The sequence below is a fragment of the Pseudomonas sp. NPDC090752 genome (assembly GCF_055584805.1).
The window spans coordinates 279362-305373 of record NZ_JBVJLI010000004.1 but is presented as its reverse complement, the minus strand read 5'-3'; the positions used below and the strand labels follow the sequence as shown (position 1 = coordinate 305373).

Here is a 26012-nt window from a genome sequence, read left to right as displayed (position 1 = left end):
AAGGGCCGCAAAGCGGCCCCATTGGCCCTCACAGACTGTCTCGATTTCTGAACAGGGTTCGCTCCAGTGGTAAATGCCGTAACAACCAAACCCGCGCCAATCATCGGGCGCCTCGTCGTCGTAGGCCTCGGCCTGATCGGCGGCTCCTTCGCCAAAGGCCTGCGTGAAAGCGGCTTGTGCCGCGAAGTGGTCGGCGTCGACCTGGACGCACCTTCGCGTAAGCAGGCCGTGGCCCTCGGCGTGGTCGACCGCTGCGAGGAAGACCTCGCTGCCGCCTGTGTCGGTGCCGACGTCATCCAGCTTGCCGTGCCGATCCTGGCCATGGAAAAACTCCTCTCGCTGCTTGCCGGGCTCGACCTGGGCAATGCCGTGATTACCGACGTCGGTAGCGCCAAAGGCAACGTGGTGCGTGCCGCGCGCGCGGTCTTCGGCGAGCGCCTGCGCCACTTCGTGCCAGGGCACCCGATCGCCGGGTCCGAGCAGAGCGGGGTAGAGGCGTCCAACGCTACCCTGTTCCGCCGTCACAAGGTCATCCTCACGCCGCTGCCCGAAACCGATCCCGCCGCCCTGGCGCTGGTCGACCGCCTATGGCGCGCGCTGGATGCCGATGTCGAGCACATGCCGGTGGAGCGCCACGACGAAGTGCTGGCAGCCACCAGCCACCTGCCGCACCTGCTGGCCTTTGGCTTGGTCGATTCGTTGGCCAAGCGCAATGAAAACCTCGAGATCTTCCGGTACGCTGCGGGTGGTTTCCGCGATTTCACCAGAATCGCCGGCAGTGACCCGACCATGTGGCACGACATCTTTCTCGCCAACCGCGAGGCTGTCCTGCGCACCTTGGACACATTTCGCAGCGACCTCGACGCCTTGCGCGACGCGGTCGATGCAGGGGATGGGCACCAGTTGCTGGGTGTATTCACCCGCGCTCGGGTTGCCCGCGAGCATTTCAGTAAAATCCTGGCCCGCCGGGCCTATGTGGACGCTATGAACGCCAACGATCTGATTTTCCTGGCCCAACCTGGTGGCCGCGTGTCCGGACGGATCCGCGTTCCAGGTGACAAGTCGATTTCCCACCGTTCGATCATGCTCGGCTCGCTGGCCGAAGGCACGACCGAAGTCGAAGGCTTCCTCGAAGGTGAGGATGCCCTGGCGACCTTGCAGGCTTTCCGCGACATGGGTGTGGTCATCGAAGGCCCGAACCACGGCCGCGTGACCATCCACGGTGTCGGCCTGCACGGCCTGAAGCCGCCGCCTGGCCCGATCTACGTGGGTAACTCCGGTACCTCGATGCGCTTGCTTTCCGGTCTGCTGGCCGGCCAGTCGTTCGATGTGACGATGACCGGTGATGCGTCGCTGTCCAAGCGCCCGATGAACCGCGTCGCCAATCCGCTGCGGGAAATGGGCGCCGTGGTCGAGACCGGCCCGGACGGCCGTCCGCCGCTGACCATTCGCGGCGGCAGCAAGCTCAAAGCGCTGACCTACACCCTGCCGATGGCCAGTGCCCAGGTTAAGTCCTGCCTGCTGTTGGCTGGCCTGTATGCCGAAGGCAAGACCACCGTCACCGAGCCTGCGCCCACCCGTGACCACACCGAGCGCATGCTGCGCGGTTTCGGCTACGCAGTCGAGTCGAATGGCCCGGTTGCCTCGCTGCAGTCCGGTGGCCAGCTCACCGCGACCCGCATCGAAGTACCGGCGGACATTTCGTCTGCAGCATTCTTCCTGGTGGCTGCGTCGATCGCCGAAGGCTCCGAGCTGGTGCTCGAGCACGTCGGCATCAACCCGACCCGTACCGGTGTCATTGACATCCTGCGCCTGATGGGCGGCGATATCACCCTGGAAAACCAACGCGAAGTCGGCGGTGAGCCGGTGGCCGACCTGCGTGTGCGTGGCGCCAAGCTCAAGGGTATCGACATCCCAGAGCACCTGGTGCCACTGGCCATCGACGAATTCCCGGTGCTGTTCGTTGCCGCTGCCTGCGCCGAAGGGCGCACCGTACTGCGTGGCGCCGAAGAGCTGCGGGTGAAGGAATCCGACCGCATCCAGGTCATGGCCGATGGCCTGATCACCCTGGGCGTGAAGTGCGAGCCGACCCCGGACGGCATCATCATCGACGGCGGCCAGATCGGCGGCGGCGAAGTGCATGGCCACGGTGATCACCGTATCGCCATGGCCTTCAGCGTTGCCTCGCTGCGTGCCAGTGCACCGATCCGAATCCATGACTGCGCCAACGTCGCGACCTCGTTCCCGAACTTCCTCAAGCTGTGCGCCGAAGTGGGTATTCGCGTCGCAGAAGAGGGCAAGTCGTGAGTGCGCAGTCGCCGGTCATCACCATCGATGGCCCGAGTGGCTCGGGCAAGGGCACGGTCGCCGGCCTGCTGGCTCGCGAGCTGGGCTGGAAGCTGCTGGACTCCGGCGCGCTGTACCGCTTGCTGGCGTTCAACGCCAGCAACCATGGCGTCGACCTGACCAACGAAGAGTTGCTCAAGGCCCTGGCCGCCCATCTGGATGTGCAGTTCATCGCCGCCGAGCCGGGTAAGCTGCAACAGATCATTCTCGAAGGTGAGGATGTCAGTAATGTCATCCGCACCGAGACGGTCGGTGCTGGCGCGTCCATGGTCGCGTCGCTGCCGGCGGTGCGCGAAGCGCTGCTGCAGCGCCAGCGCGCCTTCCGCGAAGCGCCCGGGTTGATCGCCGATGGCCGCGACATGGGCACCGTGGTGTTCCCGGACGCGCCGTTGAAGGTCTTCCTCACCGCCAGTGCCGAGGAGCGTGCCCGTCGCCGCTACCTGCAGTTGAAGGGCAAGGGCGAAGATGTTAGTCTGTCGAGTCTGCTAGATGAGATTCGTGCGCGCGATGAGCGCGACACCCAGCGCGCAGTGGCCCCGCTCAAACCGGCGGCCGATGCCATTCAGCTGGACTCTACCGAGTTGTCCATCGAGCAGGTGTTGCAACGTATCAGGAGCGAGCTCGCCCAGCGCGATCTCCTCTGATAGCCAGGAAAGCAGGCAGGGGCACCAGTCAACGTCCTGCCGGCTTTCCTTTACTTAAAACAAACCCACATTGTCTGGAATGTGGCGATGGGCGTCTGTTTCGCCCGAATCTACAGGAATTAAAATGAGCGAAAGCTTTGCAGAACTCTTTGAAGAAAGCCTGAAAACCCTCAATCTTCAGCCGGGTGCGATCATCTCCGGTATCGTTGTCGACATCGACGGCGACTGGGTTACCGTACACGCTGGCCTGAAGTCCGAGGGCGTCATCCCGCTCGAGCAGTTCTACAACGAAGCTGGCGAGCTGACCATCAAGGTCGGTGACGAAGTTCACGTTGCGCTGGACGCGGTCGAAGACGGCTTTGGCGAAACCAAGCTGTCCCGTGAAAAAGCCAAGCGCGCCGAGTGCTGGATTGTTCTGGAAGCAGCTTTCGCCGCCGAAGAAGTGGTCAAGGGCGTTATCAACGGTAAGGTTAAAGGCGGCTTCACTGTCGACGTTAACGGTATCCGTGCGTTCCTGCCAGGTTCGCTGGTTGATGTCCGCCCAGTGCGCGACACCACCCACCTCGAAGGCAAAGAGCTGGAATTCAAGGTCATCAAGCTGGACCAGAAGCGCAACAACGTTGTTGTTTCGCGTCGCAGCGTGCTGGAAGCCGAGAACTCCGCCGAGCGCGAAGCCCTGCTGGAAACCCTGCAGGAAGGTCAGCAAGTCAAAGGTATCGTCAAGAACCTCACCGACTACGGCGCATTCGTGGACCTGGGCGGCATCGACGGCCTGCTGCACATCACCGACATGGCTTGGAAGCGCATCAAGCACCCATCGGAAATCGTTAACGTTGGCGACGAAGTCGACGTACGCGTTCTGAAGTTCGACCGTGAGCGCAACCGCGTTTCGCTGGGTCTGAAGCAGATGGGCGAAGATCCGTGGGTAGCTATCACTGCCCGCTACCCAGAAGGTACTCGCGTACAAGCGCGCGTTACCAACCTGACCGACTACGGCTGCTTCGCTGAGCTGGAAGAAGGCGTTGAAGGTCTGGTGCACGTTTCCGAAATGGACTGGACCAACAAGAACATCCACCCGTCGAAAGTCGTTCAGGTTGGCGACGAAGTGGAAGTCATGGTTCTGGACATCGACGAAGAGCGTCGTCGTATCTCCCTGGGCATCAAGCAGTGCAAGTCCAACCCATGGGAAGACTTCTCCGGCCAGTTCAACAAGGGTGACAAGATCACCGGTACCATCAAGTCGATCACCGACTTCGGTATCTTCATCGGCCTGGACGGCGGCATCGACGGTCTGGTTCACCTGTCCGACATCTCCTGGAACGAAACCGGCGAAGAAGCCGTGCGTCGCTTCAAGAAGGGCGACGAGCTGGAAACCGTCATCCTGTCGGTTGACCCAGAGCGCGAGCGCATCTCCCTGGGCATCAAGCAGCTGGAAGACGATCCGTTCTCCAACTTCGTTGCTGTCAACGACAAGGGCGCTATCGTCCGTGGCATCGTGAAAGAAGTTGACGCCAAAGGCGCCATCGTCACCCTGGCCGACGACATCGAAGCCACTCTGAAAGCTTCCGAAATCAGCCGTGACCGCGTTGAAGACGCGCGTAACGTCCTGAAGGAAGGCGAAGAGATCGAAGCCAAGATCATCAGCGTTGACCGCAAATCGCGCGTCATCAGCCTGTCGATCAAGTCGAAAGACGACGCTGAAGAGCGTGAAGCCATCCAGAGCCTGAAAAACGCTCCGGAAGCTGCTGCCGACACCACCATGGCCGCGCTGCTGCGCGAAGCTATGGCCAAGCAGAACTGAGTTCTGTTTGATCGGTAAAAAGGGGTGGCCTTCGGGTCACCCCTTTTTTTTGCTTGAGATTTGTAGTGATGGTGACTTCAAGCGCCGTCTGCGCTGCGCTCGATTCAATAATCACCGCACCCCTTACGTCATGCGCCTCTCGGCCATCCCTCGGCATATTTCCTCTCAATTCATTCTTGAATTTTTTTATTAAGTCAAGAACCGCCCTGTTCAAATCCTTCCGAGCGTGCTACAAACTGATTAAGCAATGATCTAGCTGCTTGATAACGAAGGGAAAAATATGACGAAGTCGGAGCTGATCGAACGTATTGTCACCCATCAAGGGCTGCTCTCGTCCAAGGACGTGGAGTTGGCCATCAAGACCATGCTTGAACAGATGTCCCAATGCCTAGCCACTGGCGATCGCATCGAGATTCGTGGTTTTGGCAGCTTTTCCTTGCACTATCGTGCGCCGCGGGTGGGGCGTAATCCCAAGACCGGGCAGTCGGTGGAGCTCGAAGGCAAGTTCGTGCCGCACTTCAAACCGGGCAAAGAGCTACGTGACCGGGTCAATGAAGAAGAGCACGAGCACGAGCACGAGCACGAGCATCCCTGATCGATGAAGGAGCAATCTGATGCGTAACCTCAAGCGCGCCCTGGCGGCGTTGTTCGTGCTGCTGTTGGCGGCTGTGGTGCTGTTTTTTGTGCTGGAGAATCAACAGGCTGTTTCGCTGGTGCTGTTTGGTTGGTCTGCTCCGGAAGTCCCGGTGGCCGTCCCTGTCTTGGCTGCGCTGGTGGTAGGCCTGGCGGTTGGCCCGCTATTGGGTGCCTATGGCGTACAACGCAGCAAGCGCAAGATTCGCGCTTCGGCACGTCAGGCAGTGTTGAACGGCAATTGAGGAAAAGTCCCACCTTGTCATAGGAAGTTTTCACCTGTGCGCGCCGCCGCTGAAGTGGAGTAATACCCACTTCATTTTTCGGTCCAGGCGAGCGTGCAGCGGTATGGAATTTCCCAAGCTTTCCCATCATGGTGGTACCCGGGGCGTCACAGGTTCCTGCCACCAGCTTCACCTTGATGCATCCTCCAGTTTGTTGATCGACTGCGGGCTCGAGCAGGGCGCCGACGCTGCGCCGGGTGCCGAATATGCGCCGATCGGTTTCGACGTAGCGGATATTCAGGCGCTGATCGTCACTCACGTTCACCTTGATCACGTTGGCCGCATTCCGGCGTTGCTGGCTGCCGGCTATCGTGGGCCGATCCTTTGCAGCGAGCCCTCGGCCAAATTACTGCCACTTGTTCTGGAAGATGCCTACAAGCTGGGGATCAGTGCCGATCCCGTGCAGGTCGATCGCTACCTCGCGTTGCTGCAGCGGCTCATCGTGGCGCTCCCTTTCCAGCAATGGCACCCGGTAGTCGAGCAGGAAGGTGTGGTCTGTTCCGTACGTTTGCAAAGGGCCGGTCATTTGCTGGGTTCGGCGTATGTCGAATGCGACGTACGTTATCCGGGCGTTGACGCCAGCCAGCGGATTGTCTTTTCCGGCGATCTTGGCTCAGCCGGCAATCCGCTGCTGCGGGCTGTGCGTTCGCCAGAGCGCGCTGACTGGCTGGTTCTGGAAAGTACTTATGGCGACCGGCTGCACCCTGATCGCACCGATCGCCAGCAGCGGCTTGAGGCGGCCATCGACCGTGCGCTAGCCGACAATGGCACCCTTTTGATTCCCGCCTTCAGCCTGGGGCGTACCCAGGAATTGCTGTACGAAATCGAAGATGTCCTCCATCGCAAAAACTTGCTGAATGACAGCAAGGGGAATGGGGAGGGCGATCTCGGATTAGGGGTGGATTGGGCGCGTCTGCCCATCATCCTCGACTCGCCGCTGGCTCAGCGCATTACCCAGGCTTACCGCGATCTGCATGAATACTGGCGTTGTGAAGCTCTGGAGCGCCTGGGGCAGGGCAGAGATCCGCTGGGGTTTGCTCAGCTGGTTTGTGTGGATACCCATGCCAGGCATCAGCAGGTGGTCAACTACCTCAAAAGTACCGGTCGGCCGGCGATTGTCATTGCCGGAAATGGCATGTGCTCAGGAGGTCGTATCGTCAACTACCTCAAGGCGATGCTCGGCGACCCGCGCCATGAAGTGATCTTCGTCGGTTACCAGGCGAAGGGCACCCCAGGAGCGGTGATCCAGGCCAGTGAAGGTGCGGAAGGGTTTGTGCAGATCGACCTGGATGGGCAAATGCATGAGGTGCGAGCGAAGGTGATCACCCTCGGCGGTTACTCGGCGCATGCTGATCAGACGGGGCTGGTGGACTTTGTTGCGGGTATACCGCATGCCCCCGAAAGGATTGCGTTGGTGCATGGTGAGCGTCGAGCAAAAACTGCATTGGCGGAAGCGGTGGCGCGTCAATTCCCTAATAACGGCGCCCATCCCAACGTTTATATAGCTGAATAAACGGGTGTTCACGAAACATTGACGGGCATTGTTGTCTGATGCCCGCCACAGCGTGTTTCGCAGTGTTAACAGGGTGGTCCATTTGCCCTGAATGCTGCCATTCCCCGCCCTCTTGGCGGGCAAGCTACAAAGAAAAATCTCTGTTATTCTACAGGCCGATGCTTGCGTCTTGAGCCTATGGATGGCCAGGGAATAATACGCTGGGCGCGTACATTTAGCGCCGCCGTTGCGGCCTATCGCGACGGCGGTCAGATATAAGACACATGTAGGTTCCCTGAGGTTGATAACTCAAGTGGCCGTTAAGGACTCGAATATGGAATTGATCCCGGTAATTCTTTCCGGTGGCGTTGGTAGCCGTCTGTGGCCAGTATCCCGTGAGGCTCATCCCAAGCCGTTCATGACCTTGCCGGACGGGCAGAACCTCATTCAAAAGACGTTCCTGCGCGCTGCCCGCCTGGAGGGCGTGGTTGAAGTGCTCACCGTTACCAATCGTGAGTTGCTGTTCAAGACCGAAGACGAATACCGCACGATCAATACCCAGAGCCACGCTCAAGGCTACATTCTTGAGCCGTTCGGCCGTAACACCGCCGCCGCTGTTGCTGCCGCCGCTCTGCAGTTGCACCAGACCCACGGCCCACAGGCCCACATGCTGGTGCTGGCAGCCGACCACCTGATCCAGAACGAAAGCGCCTTCTCCGAAGCCGTCACCAAAGCCGTGAATCTTGCCTCCCAGGGCTGGCTGGTAACCTTCGGGATCAAGCCGCAATACCCTGAAACCGGCTTCGGCTATATCGAAGCCGCTGCTGGCGGTGTGCTGGACGGCGGCCTGAAGGTTGAGCGTTTTGTCGAAAAGCCTGACCTGAAAACCGCTGAAACCTACGTCAAGGCTGGCAACTACTTCTGGAACGCCGGCATGTTCTGCTTCCAGGTCGGTGCGGTCATTGAAGAATTCAAGGAGCATGCTCCAGACGTCCTGGAAGCTGTCGCGAAAACCCTCGAAGCCTCCCGCCGCTCGACCTCCAAGGGTTACAGCTGCCTGGCGCTGGATGCCGACAGCTTCGCCAATGTGCCAGACATCTCCATCGACTACGCCCTCATGGAGCGTTCGCAGAAGGTCGCGACCATCCCGTGCGACATTGGCTGGAGCGATATCGGCTCCTGGAATGCCGTCAGTGAACTGACTCCGCCGGACGAGAACGGTAACCGCTTCGAAGGCGAGGTGATGGCCTACGGCGCCACCAACAACTACGTCAGCAGCGAAGACCGCCTCGCCGCGCTGGTCGGTGTTCAGGACCTGTTGGTAGTCGATACCCCCGACGCGCTGCTGATCGCCCACAAAGACCACGCGCAGGACGTGAAGCACATCGTCAAGCGCCTGAAAAGCGATGGCCACTCCGCCCATCTGTTGCATCAAACGGTTCATCGTCCGTGGGGCACCTACACCACGCTGGAAGAGGGCGAACGGTTCAAGATCAAGCGTATCGTGGTCAAGCCCAAGGCATCGCTGTCGCTGCAGATGCATCATCACCGTAGCGAGCACTGGATCGTGGTCAGCGGCATGGCCGTGGTGGTCAACGATGACCAGGAGTTGATGCTCAACACCAATGAATCCACCTTCATTCGTGCCGGCCACAAGCATCGTTTGGAAAATCCAGGTGTCATAGACCTGGTCCTGATCGAAGTGCAGAGCGGCGACTACCTCGGCGAAGACGACATCGTGCGTTTCGAGGACAAATACGGCCGCTGCAACGCCTGAGATCCTGGCCTACCCGCTGGCCCGCACGCACTTTCCAAAGTGCCGGGCCAGTCTCCGCTGGCAGTCCAAAGCCAAAACTCGTCTGCAAATCGGCCGTTGCCCACGCGACGCCGTATCAAGTGAGATGTATGCACGCACCTATCCAGACCCGTTGCTTCAAAGCCTATGACATCCGCGGCCAAGTGCCCGCCGACCTCAACGACGATGTCGCCTACCGCATCGGTCGCGCCCTGGTGGCCCAACTGGGCGGGCGTACCTATGTGGTCGGCCGCGACATGCGCCTGGAAAGCCCAGGCCTGTCCCGCGCCCTCATGCAAGGCCTCACCGAGGGCGGTGCCGACGTGATCGACATCGGCCTGTGCGGCACCGAAGAAGTCTACTTCGCCACCAGCCATTACCAGGCCGACGGCGGTATCATGGTCACCGCCAGCCATAACCCCAAGGGTTACAACGGCATGAAGCTGGTGCGCGAGCAGTCGCGACCGATCAGCGGCGACACTGGCCTGAACGACATTCGTCAACGCGTCGAAGCGGGTGACCTCGGCACCGTAGCGGCCACACCGGGCAGCGTGCGCGAAGCCTTCGACAAGACGGCCTACATCGATCACCTGCTGACCTACGTCGACTTGTCCGCCCTCAAGCCCCTCAAGGTGCTGGCCGACCCAGGCAACGGCGCGGTTGGCCCGGTACTGGAGCTGCTCAAGGCGCGCCTGCCCCTGGACATCACCATCATCAATGGCGAGCCGGATGGCAACTTCCCCAACGGCATTCCCAACCCGTTGCTGCCGGAGAACCGCGACCTGACCCGTCAGGCCGTGCTCGACACCGGTGCCGACATGGGCATCGCCTTCGACGGTGACTTCGACCGCTGTTTCTTCTTCGACAACCAGGGCCGCTTCATCGAGGGTTACTACGTGGTCGGCCTGTTGGCCGAAATGCTGCTGGCCAAGCACCCGGGCAGCAAGATCATCCACGACCCGCGCCTGACCTGGAACACCATCGAACAAGTGCAAACCGCAGGTGGCGTGGCCATCCAGAGCAAGACCGGTCACGCGTTCATCAAGGAGCGCATGCGTGCAGAAGATGCTGTGTATGGCGGAGAGATGAGCGCACACCATTACTTCCGTGATTTCGCTTACTGCGATAGCGGGAATATTCCTTGGTTGTTGGTGGCCGAGTTGATGAGTGTTAGCGGGAAGAGCCTTGCCCAGTTGGTGGATGAGCGGATTGCTGCGTTCCCGTGCAGTGGCGAAATCAACTATGAAGTTGCCGACGTGAAGGGCACCATCGATAGGATCCTCGCTTTCTACTTGCCGCAGGACCCGAGCGTGGACCGCACGGATGGTATCAGCGTCGAATTCGCCGACTGGCGTTTCAGCCTGCGGGGGTCGAACACCGAACCACTGCTGCGCCTGAACGTCGAGAGCCGCGCCGATGAAGCGCTAGTCGCGCAGCGTGTTGCTGAAATCGCCCGTCTTATTCAAGGATAACTATGTTCGGTATGCTCCGGGGCATCTGGGACTACAGAGGCTTCATCCTCACGTCCATCAAGAACGAGTTCATTTCGCGCTTCGCACGCAGTAAGCTGGGCGGGTTGTGGATGATCATCCATCCGCTGGCACAGGTGGCCATTTATGCACTGATCCTGTCCAATGTCCTCGGGGCGCGGCTGCCTGGGATCGACAACAAGTATGCCTATGCGCTGTACCTGATTGCCGGCATCTTGGCCTGGAACTTGTTCGCCGAAATCATCGGGCGTTGCCTGACGGTGTTCATCGACCAGGGCAACTTGATGAAGAAGATGCGCTTCCCGCGCATCGCCCTGCCACTGATCGTGGTGGGCTCTTGCCTGCTCAACAATCTGCTGTTGTTCGCCGCTGTGATGATCATCTTCGCCGTACTGGGCCATGCGCCCAACATACAGATGCTCTGGTTGCTGCCCCTGACCCTGGCGGTGGTGGCACTCGCCGTCGGCATCGGCCTGGTGCTCGGTGTGTTGAACGTCTTCCTGCGCGATATTGGCCAGGTGGTCCCAATCATCATGCAGGTGTGGTTCTGGTTCACGCCCATCGTCTACTCGGTGAACATCGTACCCGACTACCTCAAGGGCACCTTGGACGCCAACCCGATGTACCCGATCGTCACCGCCTACCATAATGTGCTGGTGTACAAAGTCGCTCCTGAGCTGGCCGACGTGGGTGTGATCCTGGTCATCTCCCTGGCCCTCATGGTGCTCGGGTTGTTCCTGTTCCGCCGTGCCTCCGCAGAAATGGTGGACTCCCTATGACTCTTTTGTCCGTCAACAATGTCGGCAAGGCCTACCGCAGTTACCGCTCGGAATGGCAACGCATCGCCCGCTGGTTCTACCTGCCGGTCAAAGCCAGCAGCGAGCACTGGGTGCTCAAGCACATCAGCTTCAATATCGAGGCGGGCGAAGCCATTGGCCTTGTCGGGCAGAACGGTGCCGGTAAATCGACCCTGCTGAAAATGATCACCGGCACCCTGCAGCCCACCGATGGCAAAGTCCACGTGAATGGCCGTATCGCCGCCATCCTCGAACTGGGCATGGGTTTCAATGGTGAACTCACCGGCCGTCAGAACGTGTATCACGCAGCTGGGCTGATGGGGTTCCATACCGAGCAGATCGATGGTGTGATCGACGATATCGAAGCCTTCGCCGAAATTGGCGAGTATTTTGATCAGGCGGTGCGCACCTACTCGAGCGGCATGCAGATGCGTGTAGCGTTCTCGGTAGCAACTGCTTTCCGCCCGGAAATCCTGATCATCGACGAAGCGCTTTCGGTGGGTGACAGCTACTTCCAGCACAAGAGCTTCGGTCGTATCAAGGAGTTTCAGAAAGCCGGCACCACGCTGCTGATCGTCTCCCATGACCGAGGCGCTATACAGGCTTTGTGCAACCGCGCGATCCTCCTGGACGGTGGCACGGTGATCAAGGATGGCCCGCCTGAGGAGGTGATGGATTATTACAACGCCATCATCGCCCAGAAGGAAAATGCCACCGTGGAGGTGCAAACCCTCGGTGATGGCCTTGTACAGACGCGGTCGGGCAGCGGCAAAGCGAGCATCGACAGCGTGGCGCTGTATAACCTCGAGGGCGCGCCGGTCGAATACATCTCGGTCGGTGAGGAGGTTTGCCTGAGCATTCAGGTGAAGATCAATGCGCCTTTGCCGGAACTGGTGGTGGGGTATGTGATCAAGGACCGCCTTGGCCAGGATGTATTCGGTACCAATACCCATCACTTGAAGTGCCAGCGTGCCGACCTGCGTGAAGGCGAACTGCTGACCTACAGTTTCCGCTTCCCCGCCAACATGGGTGTGGGTTCATATTCGGTGGCGATTGCGCTGCATGCCAGCGATACCCATATTGCCGATAACTACGAGTGGCGTGACCTCGCGTTGCTGTTCAACGTGGTGAACATGTCAGAAAAAACCTTCGTTGGCCTGGCGTGGATCCCGCCGACCGTGGAGTGCAAGTAATGAGTGCTGGTTTCTACAGGGCTTTCGAAGATCGCTACCGCGGTTCGAGGGAACTGATTACCCAACGGTTGGAAGCTTATCTGCCGTTTCTTGAGCCGCTGAAAACGATCTATCCAGACTATCCAGTACTCGACATAGGTTGTGGTCGGGGTGAATGGTTGGAACTTTTGGTGCGTGAAGGGTATGCGCCCGCTGGCGTGGACCTCGATGATGGCATGCTCGAGGCTTGCCAGGTTCTGCAGTTGCCCGCCTTCAAGGACGACGCCCTCAGTGCCTTGCGCAAGCTGGCCGATGCTAGCCTGGTCGCTGTCAGCGGCTTTCACATAGTTGAACATGTCCCTTTTTCAGTACTTGAGGAACTGGTTGCAGAGGCGCACAGGGTTTTGCGTCCGGCAGGCTTGTTGATTCTCGAAACGCCAAACGCTGAAAACGTCATGGTGGGAACGAACAACTTCTATCTCGACCCGACCCACGAGCGGCCATTGCCCAATCAATTGCTGTCGTTTCTTACCGAGCATGCAGGGTTCGCGCGCTCCAAGGTGGTGCGCCTGCAGGAGTCACAAGAACTTCATGATGAAAATCGCAAAATTGGTGTGCGAGAGGTACTTTGTGGCGCCAGTCCTGATTATGCTGTGATCGCACAAAAGCAAGGGGAACCCTCGGTTATGGATGCGTTCAAGGAAGTGTTCGAAGGGAACTACGGTGTCTCACTCGATCAGTTGGCCGAGCGTTTCGACCAAGCGCTGGAAGTCCGGTTGGTCAAGCTGGAAAACAAGATCGCCAGCGTTCAGAGTTCCCAGGTCTCAGCCCAGCCCAACCCGGCGAGCGAGATGCATGCCCTGCCTGCCGCGCTGTTGATCGCGGCACAGGAGCGGCATGAAGCTGCCATTTCGGCTTTGCAACGTGAAGTCGGTGCCTTGCAGGAACGTCTGAGCCAGGCGCAGATCACAGCGGCAAAAGCCCTGGCCAGTGCCGAAACAGCCACGCAAGAGCGCAATCAGGCGCTGGAAAACTGCCATCATCATTACTTGCGCGCGCAGGCCGCCGAACAGCAACTGCAGCTCATACACAGGAGCACTTCGTGGCGCATTTCCGCCCCCCTGCGCCTGGTCGGTCGGCTGCTGAACTGGCAGGCTGGCCATGGCAAAGCCGCGCTACGCCAGGCCCTGCGCCGCGCCGCTCCGCATGCCCGTCTGTGGATTGGGCGGCGCCCAGCCATTCGCCGCCTGGCACTGTCGATCATGCACCGCAGCCCCTGGCTGGCGGGGAAAGTTCGCAACCTGCTTGCGCCCGACCCGGTAGACACCGCCAGTGACCTGCAGCACGGCGTGATCGATCACGCGCCATTGACCCCACGAGGCCGCGCCATCGAGGGCGCACTCCTAGCAGCATTGAAGAAGGGCCAGCACTGAATGCGTATTGTAATTGACATGCAAGGCGCGCAAACCGAAAGCCGCTTCAGGGGGATTGGCCGCTACAGCGTATCCCTGGCCCAAGGCATCGTGCGTAATCGCGGCGAGCACGAGGTCTATCTCGTGCTCAATGGCATGCTCAGCGAAGGGATCGAAGCCATCCGTGGGGCCTTCGTCGACCTGTTGCCACAGAGCCACATCCGTGTCTGGTACGCCGAAGGCCCGGTTGCCGGCATCGACCCTGCCAACAACGGCCGAAATGAAGTGGCCAAATGGGTCCGCCAGGCCTGCATCGACGAGCTTCAGCCCGACGTGGTGCACGTCACCAGTGCGGTCGAAGGCTTCATCGATGATGCGGTCATTGGCAACCCGCCGTCGAACAGGCGCGCCATTTACAGTGCCACACTCTACGACCTGATACCGCTGACCAACCCCAAGCAGTATCTGGACCACGCTGGATACAAGCAGTACTACATGGGCGTCGTCGGCTCGTTCCGGGACCATGGAGTGCTGTTGGCCATTTCCGAATGCGCACGACAGGAAGCGCTTTCACTTTTGCCGCTGGATCAGGACAAGGTCTTCAACGTATCAGGGGCTGCGGACGAGATTTTCCGACCTGTCGAACTGACGGAAGAGGCCCGCCGTGCACTGAAGCGCAAATTCGAGCTGCGTGATGCCTTCGTGCTGTACTCCGGCGGTGCCGATGAACGCAAGAACCTCAGCCGCCTGATCGTCGCGTTTGCCAAGGTCAAGCACCAGTTGAGCGATATTCAGCTGGTCTTCGCTGGCAAGATGTCCCAGCACATCATCGACCGCTACCGCGCAGAAGCATTGGCTCAGGGCCTGGGCGCAAGCGACCTGGTGTTCACAGGCTTCATCACCGACGATGAACTGGTGGCGCTGTACAACACCTGTCGGCTTTACGTCTTCCCGTCCTGGCATGAAGGCTTCGGACTGCCGCCGCTGGAGGCGATGAAGTGCGGTGCACCAGTGATCGGCGCCAATACTTCCAGCGTGCCTGAAGTGATTGGTTGGGAAGAGGCAACTTTCGACCCGCTCGACATCGAATCCATTGCCCAGAAGATGCACCAGGCGTTGGTCGACGACGAGTTCCGCGCCACCATGACCCGTCATGGCCTGGAGCGCGCCAAATTGTTCTCCTGGGACCTCACTGCCAAGGCGGCAATTGCAGCGTTCGAGCAACGATTGCAGCACCGCGAGGACGTCGCGGCAGAGGTTGTTGAAGACCAGCCCACCGAGCATCGTATTCAAGCACTGGCTGAAGCCTTGAGCGCTTCCGGCCACCTGGCTAACGGCGGCGTCGACATCAGCCGCCTGGCCAAAGCCATCGATTACTCAGTGCAAGGGCCGGCAGGCAAGCCCAAGCTCCTGGTGGATATCTCGCAGTTGTGCAGGCACGACGGCAAAAGTGGTATCCAGCGCGTAGTACGCAGCATTCTGCTGGAATGGCTGACCAACCCACCAGACGGGTACATTGTCACGCCTGTGTACGCCAAGGTAGAAGAGCCTTTTTACCGCAATGCCGTCAGATTTACCGCACAGTTCCTGGGTAAAGAGCCAGCGGCTGACGACCTAGACGAGGCGATTAGTTACCAGGCCGGGGATTCCTACATTTGCCTCGACCTGCTGCTGGACGTGCTACCGCAAAAGCAGCCTTATCTCGACAGAATGCGCGCGCACGGCGTGAACATGTTCTTCGTGGTCTACGACTTGCTGATCCTGCAGATGCCCCACTTCTTCTCGGACCATTTGCACCCGCACTACGTCAACTGGATCAATGCGATCGCCCGTTATGACGGAGCGGTTTGCATCTCCCAGGCGGTTGCCGATGAGCTGCGTGAGTGGATGGACGAAAACGCCCCGGCCCGTGAACGGCCATTCCGTATTGGTATGTTCCATCTGGGGGCGGACATCGATCAGTCGTTGCCTTCGACTGGTATTCCTGAAGATCCGTCTATGCGTATTGAGGCCCTGCAGCCGAACCCGACGTTCCTGATGGTTGGTACGTTGGAGCCGCGTAAAGGCCATGCGCAGGCACTCGAGGCATTCGAGTTGCTTTGGGCGTCGGGGGTGCAGGCGAATCTTGTGATCGTTGGTAAGCATGGCTGGCTGGTCGACAACCTGGCAGAGCGCCTTGCCAATCATCCGGAGCGGGGCAAGCGCTTGCTTTGGCTTGACGGCGCGAGTGATGAGTATCTGGAGCATCTTTACCAGGAATGCGATTGCTTGTTGGCGGCGTCGTATGGTGAAGGCTTTGGCTTGCCGTTGATTGAGGCTGCGCAAAAAGGCTTGGCTATCCTGGCGCGTGATCTACCGGTGTTCAGGGAAGTGGCGGGTGAACATGCCCTTTACTTCAAGGGCCTGGATGCCAAGGACATGGCGGACGGAATGAAGTCCTGGCTTGAACTGCATGCTGCCGATAAGCACCCCACCTCGACGCAGATGCCGTGGATGACGTGGAAGCAAAGTGCTACCCAGTTGCTAAGAAGCATAATAGAGTTGCAGGAGTTACCGCCTACCCAACTTTCTGGGTCTGCGAGTTGAAGGCGTTCCTTCAATAACAAAGGCCTCCATGCTCAGGGCATGGAGGCCTTTTTTTAACGGCTTATTGCTCTATCCGCAGGGATACGAAGCCGATGCCGAGTAGGCGATTGTCCACACTCCCGTTGAGTTGTTGCGGAGAAATCGCTTTGGGAGGAATGAAGGTGATGCTGTCGGCTTTAACACCCTTGAGGTCAACTGCGACGCGGACCTCGGATGCGGCATTCTGAAGCGTTGTAGAGTATTCTTCAGCGCCCACCTTGATGCGTACAGGCTGCCCGGCGTTCATGGCAAAAGCCTGTGCGTTGAGTGAAAGTGTGAATGTGTCGGGCAGAGGAGCATTGAAGCCAAAGGTAATTTCCGATTTATCTGACCATCGCCCCCAAGCTTCCAAATGGGAAATACCTTTTACAGTGGAGATAAACTCCGGCCAGCCTTCTTTGGTGAAGTCGATGCCGCTTGCCAATGTTGCCGGATAGCGAGTACCAATACGGTCGGCATAGTATCCCGATAGTTTCATTATCTGCGATGCTTTGAGCTGCTCCAGTGGCGGATGTTCGCTATCGGTGACTTTGAACAAAACCTGTTCACCACTGCCGCTGACCAACTCAGGCGGGCGTTGTAGAAGCGCGGTGAACTCACTGATCAAAGCATCGCCATTGTCGGCGTAACCTCGACGGTCGATAGAGATGCCGTCGAAGCCAAGCCGGCGGATGACGTCCAATTGCTTGCCTGCTGATTCTTTGGCAAGCGCGCGATAGAACGCGTCACCATCCCGTCCTCTCATCCCACCGAAACTCCAGTGCAAGCGCTTCGAGTGGATCACCCCGGCCATTAACTGATAGTTCATCATACGGTTCATGGGCGGTGCTTCTGGGAAGCTGAAATACGGCAGTTGGTACACCGCGCCACCTGCGGGTAGCGCGTGCTCTACCGACTCTACAAAATTCTTGTCATTTTCGAATTCGGCTTTGCGCTGTATATAACAGCTTTTACAGGCAGATGTGGTTTGGTCCAGCAGGCCGAGGATGAGCACAGCAGTCGCAATTGCTGCTGCGTGGCGAGTGAGGCGCGGCGCCTTTTCCTTGATCAGGATCTGCAGGGCGATAAAAGCAAAGAGTACTGTGCCGAATGCAATGAATACGCTGATCCTGTTCCAGCCCCGGATTGAAGGAGAAACGAGCCCCGCGAAAAGCGCTCCCAGCCCCCCGATTGTGCCGAACAAGAACAAGATGAAGGTGATGCCCGCTAGCAGTCTCAGGCGATCATCACCTGCCGCTCCGGAGGGCCTGAAGGCCAAGAATAGAAACACCAGGATCAGTCCGCCAGCGCCAATCATGCCCAGCGCCGCAGTGGCATTCTCGTTGACTAGCGGCGTACTGTTATTGTATGCCTGAGTCATGTTGGCCAGCGCTTGGGACCTGTGTTCCAGTCGCGGAAGGAGCAGCTGCATCATCTTGAAGCCGAATATTTCCGACTCGACCGGAGAGCGACGGGCCACTTCCTCGTTAGGGCCTTGGGTGTAGGTGTTAAGCACATTCGGTGCGACGTTGAGAGCCACACCGGCAATTATGCCGACACTTAGAAAAACTGCCTTGATCAACCCTTGGAGGTGCCGTGACTTTACCCAGCTCATGAGACCGGCCAAGCCGATGACAAGGATTCCGAAGACGGCGTAGTAGACGCCAAACGACCCGAGAATGAGTAAACCTAGCGCCGACGGTACACATTTGACGATGCGCGAAAGAGGGCTGCCACTCGATGGCTGATGGGTGCTGCGATAAACGCTGAGTGCTAAATAGAAAAATACAGGCGCTACAAAATACCAAGTGTAAAACAGGTGTTGATAAATTAGTCGCAGGAAGTGGAAAGGCGTGAAGCTGTATAGAAAGCCCACAGTCATCGCAAAACTTCGATTCAAGCCAAATGCGCGGCCGGTGATGTAGGTCGCAATGAAGCAGGTAGGGAAACCGAAGAGGAAGTACAGGTTGAGCCCGCCAACCCATCCTCCAGTCAAGGCCGAAAATAGTTTGATGACTAAATGGTTGCCGGCATCGGCACCTGGATAATCCAGGAAATTCGAGCCGAACGGGAAGCCGCTTCGCGCGCTTTCAAATACCCATCCTTCATGAACCCTGTTGGCCATCCACGCATGGAAGATGGAGTCGCCAGCATAGCTGAAAGGTACTGAAAGATCGGGAACGAAGCCGGCTGGCACGCCGGTGGTTATAAGGCTCGCGAGAAAAAACGACACGATTGACCCGATCAGGATCAAGCGCCAGTCTTCCTGGACTATGCGCCGCCAACCTAGTTGAGAGGAGGCGGGTAGGGTGCCTGCGCTGGCATGAAAGTTATGAGAATTCAAAGTGCTATGTCCCTATCGCTCAATCAAAATTCACACGTTCAGCTTCGACCACAAGCGGCATATTGCGCATCTGCGTATGCACCGAGCCCAGGTACTCTCCCAGCATCCCCAGGAACAGAATCTGAACCGAGCTGAAGAAGAACAACGAGATCAGCAAAGGTGCGATCCCCATCGAGAACGAGTTCCAGAACACCAACTTGGCCAGCAGGAAGCCGAAGGCGGCGAGCAGGCTCAGCCCCGCCAGCAGTGCTCCGCCCATGACCATCAGGCGCAATGGCACCTTGGAATGGTTGGTGATGCCGAGCATTGCGATGTCATACAGGGTGTAGAAATTATTCTTGGTAATACCGCGCTGACGCCGTGGCTGTTTGAATGGCACGGTGGCGATCGGGAAGCCGATTTCGCACAGCAAGCCGCGGAAGTACGGGTACGGGTCGTCGATCTTCTTCAGGATATCCAGCACAGCCCGGTCAAACAGACCAGCACCGGTGGCGTTCTGCACCAGCGGCACTTCGGAGATGCGCGTGACGAAGCGATAGTAAGCGCGGCGCACGAGGAACATCAGGCGCGATTCTTCACTCTCGGGCTTGACCGCCATGACTGTCTTGAAGCCTTCTTCCCACTTCTTGACGAACTCTTTGATCATCTCCGGCGGGTCTTGCAGGTCGGAGGCGATCAGCACGGCGGCATCGCCATTGGCCTGCAGCAGCGCATGGTAAGGCGAACGAATGTGGCCGAAGTTGCGTGCGTTGAAGATCAGTTTTACCCGCTTGTCTTGCGCCGCAAGGGCGCGCAGCTTGGCGTGACTGCCATCCGTGGAGCAGTTGTCGATGAAGATATGTTCGTAGTCATAATCGAGGTCTGCCATGACCTCGACAATGCGCTGGTACAGCTCATCAATGTTGGCTTCTTCGTTGTAGCAGGGTGTCACTATGCTGATAAGCTTACGCATAATTGAAAACGAACCTGTTATTAATGACGAATGAAAGTAGGGCCATTGGCACGATCAAAGCCATGCCGGCCAAGTACGGGTCGACACCGAACAACTTGAGCGCCGCAATGCCGGCCACATTGGCGCCGTAAACAACGCCATACCCGGCAACGAACCTGAAGATCAACTTGTTGTTCTTCGAGCCGAATACCAAAGCGCCGGTGCTTTTGAAATTGAACGCAATGCCCAGAATCGTGGCGAGCAGCAGTGCCGCGCTGTAATGCAGCCCGAGGTAAAGGAAGCCGGCAAAGCAGCCGTAGCCAAAGGCGGCGTTCATGACACCTACCAGCAGGAATCTGAACAGCTTCACACGCAGAAGCCTGCTGAGGACGGAGGGCGCCTGGTTAGTCTCTTGCATTCAGCTGCTGCCTGATTTCGCGCATCACACCACTCAGCGAAGTATCACTGGGTACATAGCCAAACAGCTGCTCGGCCTTGCGGTTGTGCGAATGATAATGGGCTTTGGGACCGGTGGCATTGACGCGTGCCTGGTCACCTGCAACGGTGTGCTGAAGGCCAAACGCCTCGCCCAGGGCGGCCAACAGTTCAAACTTGCCGACCGGGGCCAAGGTGTAGCAATCGACTGCTTCGTTACACGGCGGCGACTGCAGGATCCGATCGATCAATTGCAGGAAATCGGCTGGGGTCAGGTAGTCACGGAGCATGTCGTCCGGTGCAACTTCCAGGACGGTGCCGGCACGTAAAGCACGCAGAATGTCACTCAGGAAGAAGCGCGCTTCGACGGACTGGCGATGGCTGAAGTAACTGAACACCCGGACATCGACGATCGCCGCCGCAGGCAGTGCCCGATGGCGGCATTCGGCCTGGAATTTGGCCGCGCCATACCAGTCCTGTGGCGTGAGCGCGTTGATGGCGAATATCGCTTTCGAGGCCTCGGTTATCGGCGTCTCGAAGTTTGTGCCGTAGGCTGCGCCACTGCTCAAGTAGATGTACTTGCACTGTGGATGGTGCTGCACGTAATCCAGAGCAAGGTTGTCGTACTGCTCGGTGACGGAGAAGATCTCCTTGCCCATCTGGACCGCACGGGCCGGGTCGCCGACACCGACGAAGTTGATGACCGCATCGAACTGGCATTGCGCATCGAAGCCGGCGTAGTCGAGCACGGCAAATGCCTTGCGTTCGGCGATGGCCCGCAGCTCGGCATCGAGCGAGCCCGGCGCGCGCACGAACAGGGTGCAATCATAAGCAGTCTGTTCAGCGATGCTGGCTACCAGGTCCTTGGCGATATGGCTGCTCGCCCCCAGAATCGCTAATCTCATTGACCCAGGTCCAGCAGCGGCGACTGTTCGTCGATGGGGCGGCCGAACTCCAGCCTTGGCCGGCATTCTCGCGCATCCGGCATCAGCACTTCGACCAGCATGGGCTTGTCGTTTGCAAGGAATTCGCTGACAGCCGCCTTGAACCCGTCGAGGTCGATGACGCTCGACGACTGGATGCCATACGCTTCACCCAACGCCTTGAATTGTGAAGTGTAACCATCCCAGTAGGTCGAAGAGTTTCGTCCCTCGAAATACATCTCCTGGAAGCCGCGCACCATGCCCAGCGAATGGTTGTTCATGACGATGGTCAGGATCGGTAGCTGATCGCGGGCAATGATGTCTAGCTCTTGGATATTGAGCTGCGCACCGCCATCGCCGGTGATGACGATAACCGGCTTGTTGCCTGCGATGCTGGCACCGACCGCTGCGGGAATGGCAAAGCCCATCGTACCCAGGCCGCCGGAATGGTGCATGGCTTGGCCGGGGCTCAGGCGCAGTGTGTGCGCGGCCCACATCTGGTTGTTGCCGACGTCGGCGACATAATCCAGCGTGCGGTCAGCGGTAAGGTCGTTTAGCGCGCTCAGCAAAGCGAACGGGCTCAGGCTCCACGCCTGGTATTCATCGACGAATGACTGCTCGAACACCTGCGTCAGGCGGGTGCGCCAGGCAGCGGGGGACGGCTGCAGTTTGTGGGCCTGGGCGATGAAGTCGGCAAACACTGCGTCCAGGTCGGTATGGAGCGAGGTTTGGGTTTTCACCCGGTTATCCAGCTGGGCCGCATCCAGGTCGAACTGGATGATGTGCGCATTGGCAGCGAACGTTTCGGTTTTTGCCCCGGTCTGGCGCACGTCCATGCGGCTGCCGAAGACTACCAGCAGGTCACAATGCTGGACTGCGTGGTTGGCTGCGCGCGTGCCGTAGGCGCCCAGCATGCCCAGGTAATGTTCGCTTGCGGTCAGCTTTTCGGCGCCTTTCAGGCTGGCGACATGGGGAATGCCCAGCTTGCCCACCAGGCTCAGCCAGTGGCCGAATAGCGGACTGTTGACTGCGCCGCCGCCGATCAGGAACACCGGTTTTTCAGCCTTGGCCAGTGCCGCCCAGACCTCGCCAAAGCTGGGCTGCGGTTGGGCGGGGGACGTCGAATCACTGATCGACGCCTTGAGTAATTGGTCCAGCACCGCCTCATCGATCTCGGCGCGCTGGATGTCCATGGGAATGTCCAGCAGGACAGGCCCCGGACGGCCTTCCCGGGCGATACGGATCGCTTTGAGAAGGCTCGGAATCAGTTCATCGACATGGGTGACCTGGTGCGCGTATTTGGTGATGCTGCTCACCAGTGCCACGCTGTCGAGTTCCTGGAAGCCCTGCTGGCGGATGGGTCGCTCACCCTTCAGTTCATGCGTGTTGACCTGCCCGGTGAGGAACAGGCACGGATGACTATCCAGCCAGCAGTCGGCAATGCCCGTGATCAGGTTGGTGGCGCCCGGGCCGCTGGTGCCCAGGGCCACGCCCATGACCTTGTGATGCGTCGCACGTGCGACAGCAGATGCAGCGAAGGCCGCGCCTTGCTCATGGTGCATGGATACCAACTTGGTCTTGCCGAGCAAGTTAATACTGTCCACCAGATGGGCGATCATTCCACCAATGAGCTCAAAACCATAGAGGACGTTGTGGTCCGCCAGAACTTTTGCCACTGCATCTGAAGCTTTCATAGTTAGAAACCGATCCCGAAGAATTCTTCCAGTTTTTCACCGACGAAATCAAAGTGTTCCTGGCCCAGCGAAGGCTGCACGCCCAACCAGAAGGTCTGGTTCATGGTCCGGTCGGTGTTGGTCAGCTCGCCCACGACGCGGTATTCCACGCCGTGGAAGTACGGCTGGCGGGTGAGGTTGCCGGCGAACAGCAGACGGGTGCCGATCTTGTGCTGGTCGAGGAACTTCAGCAGGTCGACACGTTTGACGCCGGCGCTTTCTTTCAGCGTGACCGGGAAGCCGAACCAGGATGGCTCGCTGTTCGGGGTAGGCTCGGCGATTTCGAGGAAGTCGCTCAGGCTCGACAGGCGTTCTTTCAGCAGCTTGAAGTTGCGCTTGCGGGTTTCGATGAACTCCGCGGCGCGGTCAAGCTGAGCCAGGCCGCAGGCGGCTTGCATGTCGGTGATCTTGAGGTTGTAGCCCAGGTGGGCGTACACGTACTTGTGATCGTAACCCTGTGGCAGGCTGCCGAACTGCTGGCCGAAGCGGTTGCCGCAAGTGTCATCGCAACCCGGTGCGCAGTAGCAGTCGCGGCCCCAGTCACGGAACGATTCGGCGATCAGCTTGAGCTGGGCGTTATTGGTGAACACCGCGCCGCCTTCACCCATGGTGATGTGGTGAGCAGGGTAGAAGCTCAAGGTGGCGATGTCGCCGAAGGTGCCGACCAGCTTGCCGTCGTAGGTGGCGCCCAGGGCGTCACAGCAGTCTTCAACCAGCCACAGGTTGTACTTCTCGCACAACTCCTTGACCTTAGCCAGGTTGAACGGGTTACCAAGGGTGTGGGCGAGCATGATGGCCTTGGTTTTCGGCGTGATGGCCGCTTCGATCAGCTCTGGATCGATGTTGTGAGTGGCCATGTCGACGTCGACGAACACTGGAATCGCGCCAAACTGCACGATCGGGTTGACGGTGGTCGGGAAGCCTGCGGCCACGCCGATGACTTCGTCGCCTTTCTTGATGGCGCGCTCACCCAGCTTTGGCGAGGTCAGGGTGCTGAAGGCAACGAGGTTGGCCGAAGAGCCGGAGTTGACGGTGATCAGGTATTTAACACCGATGAACTCGGCCAGTTTCTTCTCGAATTCGGCGTTGAAGCGGCCAGTGGTCAGCCAGCCGTCCAGCGACGCTTCGACCATCAGTTGCAATTCACGGGCGCCGATCACCTTGCCCGAAGGAGGGATGACGGTTTCGCCCCCAACAAAAGGTTTGGCAGCCAAGGCGGTCTGGGCATAGCGCTCGACGAGCTGGCTGATTTCCTGACGGATCATATCGGGGGTCATAGTAGTTCCTGCTCAAGCTAATAATTGGTTAGGCGCCAGTGGCCATGGCAGCCATGTAGCTATTGATTTCTTCCACGCACCGTTCGTGCATGTCGTCGCCCTGTAACCAGGCTCGGTGCCAGTTGACGATGCGGGTCAAGGTCGTTTCCAGGCTCCAGGTCGGCTCCCATTTCAGGTGAGCACGGGCCTTGGATATATCCAACTTCAAATAACGGGCTTCATGCGGCTGCGGATCGTTGTCGAGCTGCCAGCTGGCGCCAGCCCCCCACGCCTGTACCATGTGATCGAGGATCCATTCGACAGGGCGAGCGTCTTCGTCACGCGGCCCGAAATTCCAGCCCTGCGCGACGGCGTGGCCATGCTCCCACAGGTGCTGGGCCAGGACAAGGTAACCGCTGAGCGGTTCGAGAACGTGCTGCCAGGGACGCGTGGCCTTGGGGTTGCGTACCACCACGGGCTTGCCTTGTTCAACTGCGCGCAGGATGTCCGGGATCAGCCGGTCATCCGCCCAATCGCCGCCGCCGATCACATTGCCAGCGCGGGCCGAAGCCAGCGCCACGGCGTGCTCGCCGTGGAAGAACGAATTGCGGTAGGCGCTGGTGATCAGCTCGACGCACCCCTTGCTGTTGCTGTAAGGGTCGTGGCCACCCATGGGTTCGTTTTCACGATAGCCCCATTCCCACTCCTGGTTTTCGTAGCACTTGTCGGTGGTGACGTTGACGATGGCGCGAAGGCTCGGGCATTTGCGCGCGGCCTCCAATACATGAACCGTGCCCATCACGTTGGTGGCATAAGTCTCCACCGGCTCGCGGTACGACAGACGCACCAGCGGCTGCGCGGCCATGTGGATCAGGATGTCCGGATCGAAGGCGGTCATGCTCTCGGTGATGGCGTGCAGATCACGGATGTCGCCAATCTGTGACGCCGCCATGCCGCGCTCGACCTGGGCCTGTTCGAACAGCGAAGGTGTGGTCGGGGGTGCCAGGGCAAAACCCTTCACTTGCGCGCCCATGCCTTGCAGCCAAAGGGCCAGCCAGCTGCCCTTGAAACCGGTATGGCCGGTGAGAAATACCTTCTTGCCGTTCCAGAAGGCGGCCGAGACGGAAGCTTTCATATCGTCGTTATTCCCAGGATTTCCACGGCGCGGTGCCATTCTGCCAGAGCTTCTCGAGCAGATTCTTATCGTGCAGGGTGTCCATCGGCTGCCAGAAGCCAGCATGCTCGAATGCCATCAACTGGCCGGCTTCGGCCAGCCCCATCAGTGGCTCCTGTTCCCAGACCGTGCTGTCGTCCGTGAGGCGTTCGAGCACCTGCGGAGAAAGCACGAAGAAGCCGCCATTGATCATGGCGCCATCGCCTTTTGGCTTTTCCTTGAAATTGAGCACCTGGCCTTCGCTGATATCCAGTGCCCCGAAGCGTCCTGGCGGGAAGGTTGCGGTGAGTGTCGCGGCCTTGCCGTGGCGCTTGTGGAAGGCGATGGTTGCGCTGATGTCCATGTCACCAACGCCGTCGCCGTAGGTGAAGCAGAAGGCTTCTTCGTCACGAAGATAGTCGGCTACGCGACGCAGACGGCCACCGGTCATCGAAGTTTCGCCGGTGTCGACCAGGGTCACGTTCCAGTCTTCTGCACGCTTGTCGTGAACTTTCATGCTGTTGTCACGCATGTTGAAAGTTACATCCGAGGTGTGCAGGAAGTAGTTGGCGAAGTACTCCTTGATCATGTAACCCTTGTAGCCACAGCAGATGATGAAGTCATTGATGCCATGGGCGGAATACATCTTCATGATGTGCCACAAAATCGGTTTGCCACCGATCTCGACCATGGGTTTTGGGCGAGTACCGGTCTCTTCGCTCAAGCGCGTCCCGAGCCCGCCTGCCAAAATGACTGCTTTCATGACT

General features: G+C 59.0%; 20 protein-coding genes. 12 read left to right on the top strand and 8 right to left on the bottom strand.

Features of this window, described 5'->3' with window-relative positions:
• Positions 1 to 66: 66 nt before the first annotated feature.
• The 12 genes from ACZ6YA_RS08630 to ACZ6YA_RS08575 all read left to right on the top strand — a co-directional run bounded on the left by ACZ6YA_RS08630 (position 67) and on the right by ACZ6YA_RS08575 (position 16452).
• Positions 67 to 2307: a bifunctional prephenate dehydrogenase/3-phosphoshikimate 1-carboxyvinyltransferase gene (locus tag ACZ6YA_RS08630; RefSeq protein WP_465896686.1), complete on the top strand. Its 2241-nt coding sequence runs from the start codon at positions 67 to 69 to the stop codon at positions 2305 to 2307.
• Complete coding sequence (gene cmk, locus ACZ6YA_RS08625) at positions 2304 to 2990, top strand: (d)CMP kinase (protein ID WP_465896685.1); 687 nt, start codon at positions 2304 to 2306, stop codon at positions 2988 to 2990. The genes ACZ6YA_RS08630 and cmk overlap by 4 nt, the downstream gene beginning before the upstream one ends.
• A 124-nt stretch (positions 2991 to 3114) precedes the next feature.
• Entirely contained in the window at positions 3115 to 4791 is a 1677-nt protein-coding gene (rpsA, locus tag ACZ6YA_RS08620; RefSeq protein ID WP_403133230.1) for a 30S ribosomal protein S1, read from the top strand.
• A 280-nt stretch (positions 4792 to 5071) separates the two neighbouring features.
• The gene (gene ihfB / locus ACZ6YA_RS08615; RefSeq protein WP_465896684.1) at positions 5072 to 5386 is read left to right on the top strand and encodes an integration host factor subunit beta; all 315 of its coding nucleotides are present in this window, start codon (positions 5072 to 5074) and stop codon (positions 5384 to 5386) included.
• Between the two features lie 19 nt (positions 5387 to 5405).
• Positions 5406 to 5669 (top strand): LapA family protein, encoded by a 264-nt coding sequence (locus ACZ6YA_RS08610; protein WP_465896683.1) that lies wholly within the window; start codon positions 5406 to 5408, stop codon positions 5667 to 5669.
• Between the two features lie 103 nt (positions 5670 to 5772).
• Complete coding sequence (locus ACZ6YA_RS08605) at positions 5773 to 7221, top strand: MBL fold metallo-hydrolase RNA specificity domain-containing protein (RefSeq protein ID WP_465896682.1); 1449 nt, start codon at positions 5773 to 5775, stop codon at positions 7219 to 7221.
• A gap of 313 nt (positions 7222 to 7534) precedes the next feature.
• Positions 7535 to 8977 (top strand): mannose-1-phosphate guanylyltransferase/mannose-6-phosphate isomerase, encoded by a 1443-nt coding sequence (locus ACZ6YA_RS08600; RefSeq protein WP_465896681.1) that lies wholly within the window; start codon positions 7535 to 7537, stop codon positions 8975 to 8977.
• A gap of 128 nt (positions 8978 to 9105) precedes the next feature.
• Entirely contained in the window at positions 9106 to 10467 is a 1362-nt protein-coding gene (locus ACZ6YA_RS08595; protein WP_465896680.1) for a phosphohexomutase domain-containing protein, read from the top strand.
• A 2-nt stretch (positions 10468 to 10469) separates the two neighbouring features.
• Positions 10470 to 11264 (top strand): ABC transporter permease, encoded by a 795-nt coding sequence (locus ACZ6YA_RS08590; RefSeq protein ID WP_465896679.1) that lies wholly within the window; start codon positions 10470 to 10472, stop codon positions 11262 to 11264.
• Positions 11261 to 12475 (top strand): ABC transporter ATP-binding protein, encoded by a 1215-nt coding sequence (locus ACZ6YA_RS08585; RefSeq protein ID WP_465896678.1) that lies wholly within the window; start codon positions 11261 to 11263, stop codon positions 12473 to 12475. Before ACZ6YA_RS08590 ends, ACZ6YA_RS08585 begins: the two co-directional genes overlap by 4 nt.
• On the top strand, positions 12475 to 13887 hold the full coding sequence (locus ACZ6YA_RS08580; protein WP_465896677.1) for a class I SAM-dependent methyltransferase: 1413 nt from the start codon (positions 12475 to 12477) through the stop codon (positions 13885 to 13887). Before ACZ6YA_RS08585 ends, ACZ6YA_RS08580 begins: the two co-directional genes overlap by 1 nt.
• Positions 13888 to 16452, top strand: a complete 2565-nt coding sequence (locus ACZ6YA_RS08575) for a glycosyltransferase family 4 protein (protein ID WP_465896676.1) — start codon at positions 13888 to 13890, stop codon at positions 16450 to 16452.
• A 61-nt stretch (positions 16453 to 16513) separates the two neighbouring features.
• On the opposite strand, the gene ACZ6YA_RS08570 is transcribed toward ACZ6YA_RS08575, so the two are convergent.
• The 8 genes from ACZ6YA_RS08570 to rfbF form a co-directional block, all read right to left on the bottom strand.
• The gene (locus tag ACZ6YA_RS08570; RefSeq protein WP_465896675.1) at positions 16514 to 18724 is read right to left on the bottom strand and encodes a DUF7024 domain-containing protein; all 2211 of its coding nucleotides are present in this window, start codon (positions 18722 to 18724) and stop codon (positions 16514 to 16516) included.
• Between the two features lie 109 nt (positions 18725 to 18833).
• Complete coding sequence (locus ACZ6YA_RS08565; protein ID WP_465896674.1) at positions 18834 to 19766, bottom strand: glycosyltransferase family 2 protein; 933 nt, start codon at positions 19764 to 19766, stop codon at positions 18834 to 18836.
• Complete coding sequence (locus ACZ6YA_RS08560; RefSeq protein WP_465896673.1) at positions 19759 to 20163, bottom strand: GtrA family protein; 405 nt, start codon at positions 20161 to 20163, stop codon at positions 19759 to 19761. The genes ACZ6YA_RS08565 and ACZ6YA_RS08560 overlap by 8 nt, the downstream gene beginning before the upstream one ends.
• Complete coding sequence (locus tag ACZ6YA_RS08555; RefSeq protein ID WP_465896672.1) at positions 20150 to 21085, bottom strand: NAD-dependent epimerase/dehydratase family protein; 936 nt, start codon at positions 21083 to 21085, stop codon at positions 20150 to 20152. Before ACZ6YA_RS08555 ends, ACZ6YA_RS08560 begins: the two co-directional genes overlap by 14 nt.
• Positions 21082 to 22797, bottom strand: a complete 1716-nt coding sequence (locus ACZ6YA_RS08550) for a thiamine pyrophosphate-binding protein (RefSeq protein ID WP_465896671.1) — start codon at positions 22795 to 22797, stop codon at positions 21082 to 21084. The genes ACZ6YA_RS08555 and ACZ6YA_RS08550 overlap by 4 nt, the downstream gene beginning before the upstream one ends.
• A gap of 2 nt (positions 22798 to 22799) precedes the next feature.
• Positions 22800 to 24113, bottom strand: coding sequence for a lipopolysaccharide biosynthesis protein RfbH (gene rfbH / locus ACZ6YA_RS08545; protein ID WP_465896670.1), 1314 nt, complete (start codon positions 24111 to 24113; stop codon positions 22800 to 22802).
• A 28-nt stretch (positions 24114 to 24141) separates the two neighbouring features.
• Positions 24142 to 25227: a CDP-glucose 4,6-dehydratase gene (gene rfbG / locus ACZ6YA_RS08540; RefSeq protein ID WP_465896669.1), complete on the bottom strand. Its 1086-nt coding sequence runs from the start codon at positions 25225 to 25227 to the stop codon at positions 24142 to 24144.
• A 7-nt stretch (positions 25228 to 25234) separates the two neighbouring features.
• Positions 25235 to 26008, bottom strand: coding sequence for a glucose-1-phosphate cytidylyltransferase (gene rfbF, locus ACZ6YA_RS08535; protein ID WP_465896668.1), 774 nt, complete (start codon positions 26006 to 26008; stop codon positions 25235 to 25237).
• Positions 26009 to 26012 lie beyond the last annotated feature (4 nt).

Coding starts and splice junctions, on each gene's coding strand:
- ACZ6YA_RS08565 (WP_465896674.1), bottom strand. CDS start 19,766: ATGCGTAAGCTTATCAGCATAGTGACACCCTGCTACAACGAAGAAGCC.
- rfbG (WP_465896669.1), bottom strand. CDS start 25,227: ATGAAAGCTTCCGTCTCGGCCGCCTTCTGGAACGGCAAGAAGGTATTT.
- ACZ6YA_RS08610 (WP_465896683.1), top strand. CDS start 5,406: ATGCGTAACCTCAAGCGCGCCCTGGCGGCGTTGTTCGTGCTGCTGTTG.
- ACZ6YA_RS08555 (WP_465896672.1), bottom strand. CDS start 21,085: ATGAGATTAGCGATTCTGGGGGCGAGCAGCCATATCGCCAAGGACCTG.
- rpsA (WP_403133230.1), top strand. CDS start 3,115: ATGAGCGAAAGCTTTGCAGAACTCTTTGAAGAAAGCCTGAAAACCCTC.
- rfbH (WP_465896670.1), bottom strand. CDS start 24,113: ATGACCCCCGATATGATCCGTCAGGAAATCAGCCAGCTCGTCGAGCGC.
- ACZ6YA_RS08580 (WP_465896677.1), top strand. CDS start 12,475: ATGAGTGCTGGTTTCTACAGGGCTTTCGAAGATCGCTACCGCGGTTCG.
- ACZ6YA_RS08585 (WP_465896678.1), top strand. CDS start 11,261: ATGACTCTTTTGTCCGTCAACAATGTCGGCAAGGCCTACCGCAGTTAC.
- ACZ6YA_RS08605 (WP_465896682.1), top strand. CDS start 5,773: ATGGAATTTCCCAAGCTTTCCCATCATGGTGGTACCCGGGGCGTCACA.
- ACZ6YA_RS08550 (WP_465896671.1), bottom strand. CDS start 22,797: ATGAAAGCTTCAGATGCAGTGGCAAAAGTTCTGGCGGACCACAACGTC.
- ACZ6YA_RS08595 (WP_465896680.1), top strand. CDS start 9,106: ATGCACGCACCTATCCAGACCCGTTGCTTCAAAGCCTATGACATCCGC.
- ACZ6YA_RS08600 (WP_465896681.1), top strand. CDS start 7,535: ATGGAATTGATCCCGGTAATTCTTTCCGGTGGCGTTGGTAGCCGTCTG.
- ihfB (WP_465896684.1), top strand. CDS start 5,072: ATGACGAAGTCGGAGCTGATCGAACGTATTGTCACCCATCAAGGGCTG.
- ACZ6YA_RS08590 (WP_465896679.1), top strand. CDS start 10,470: ATGTTCGGTATGCTCCGGGGCATCTGGGACTACAGAGGCTTCATCCTC.
- ACZ6YA_RS08575 (WP_465896676.1), top strand. CDS start 13,888: ATGCGTATTGTAATTGACATGCAAGGCGCGCAAACCGAAAGCCGCTTC.
- ACZ6YA_RS08560 (WP_465896673.1), bottom strand. CDS start 20,163: ATGCAAGAGACTAACCAGGCGCCCTCCGTCCTCAGCAGGCTTCTGCGT.
- rfbF (WP_465896668.1), bottom strand. CDS start 26,008: ATGAAAGCAGTCATTTTGGCAGGCGGGCTCGGGACGCGCTTGAGCGAA.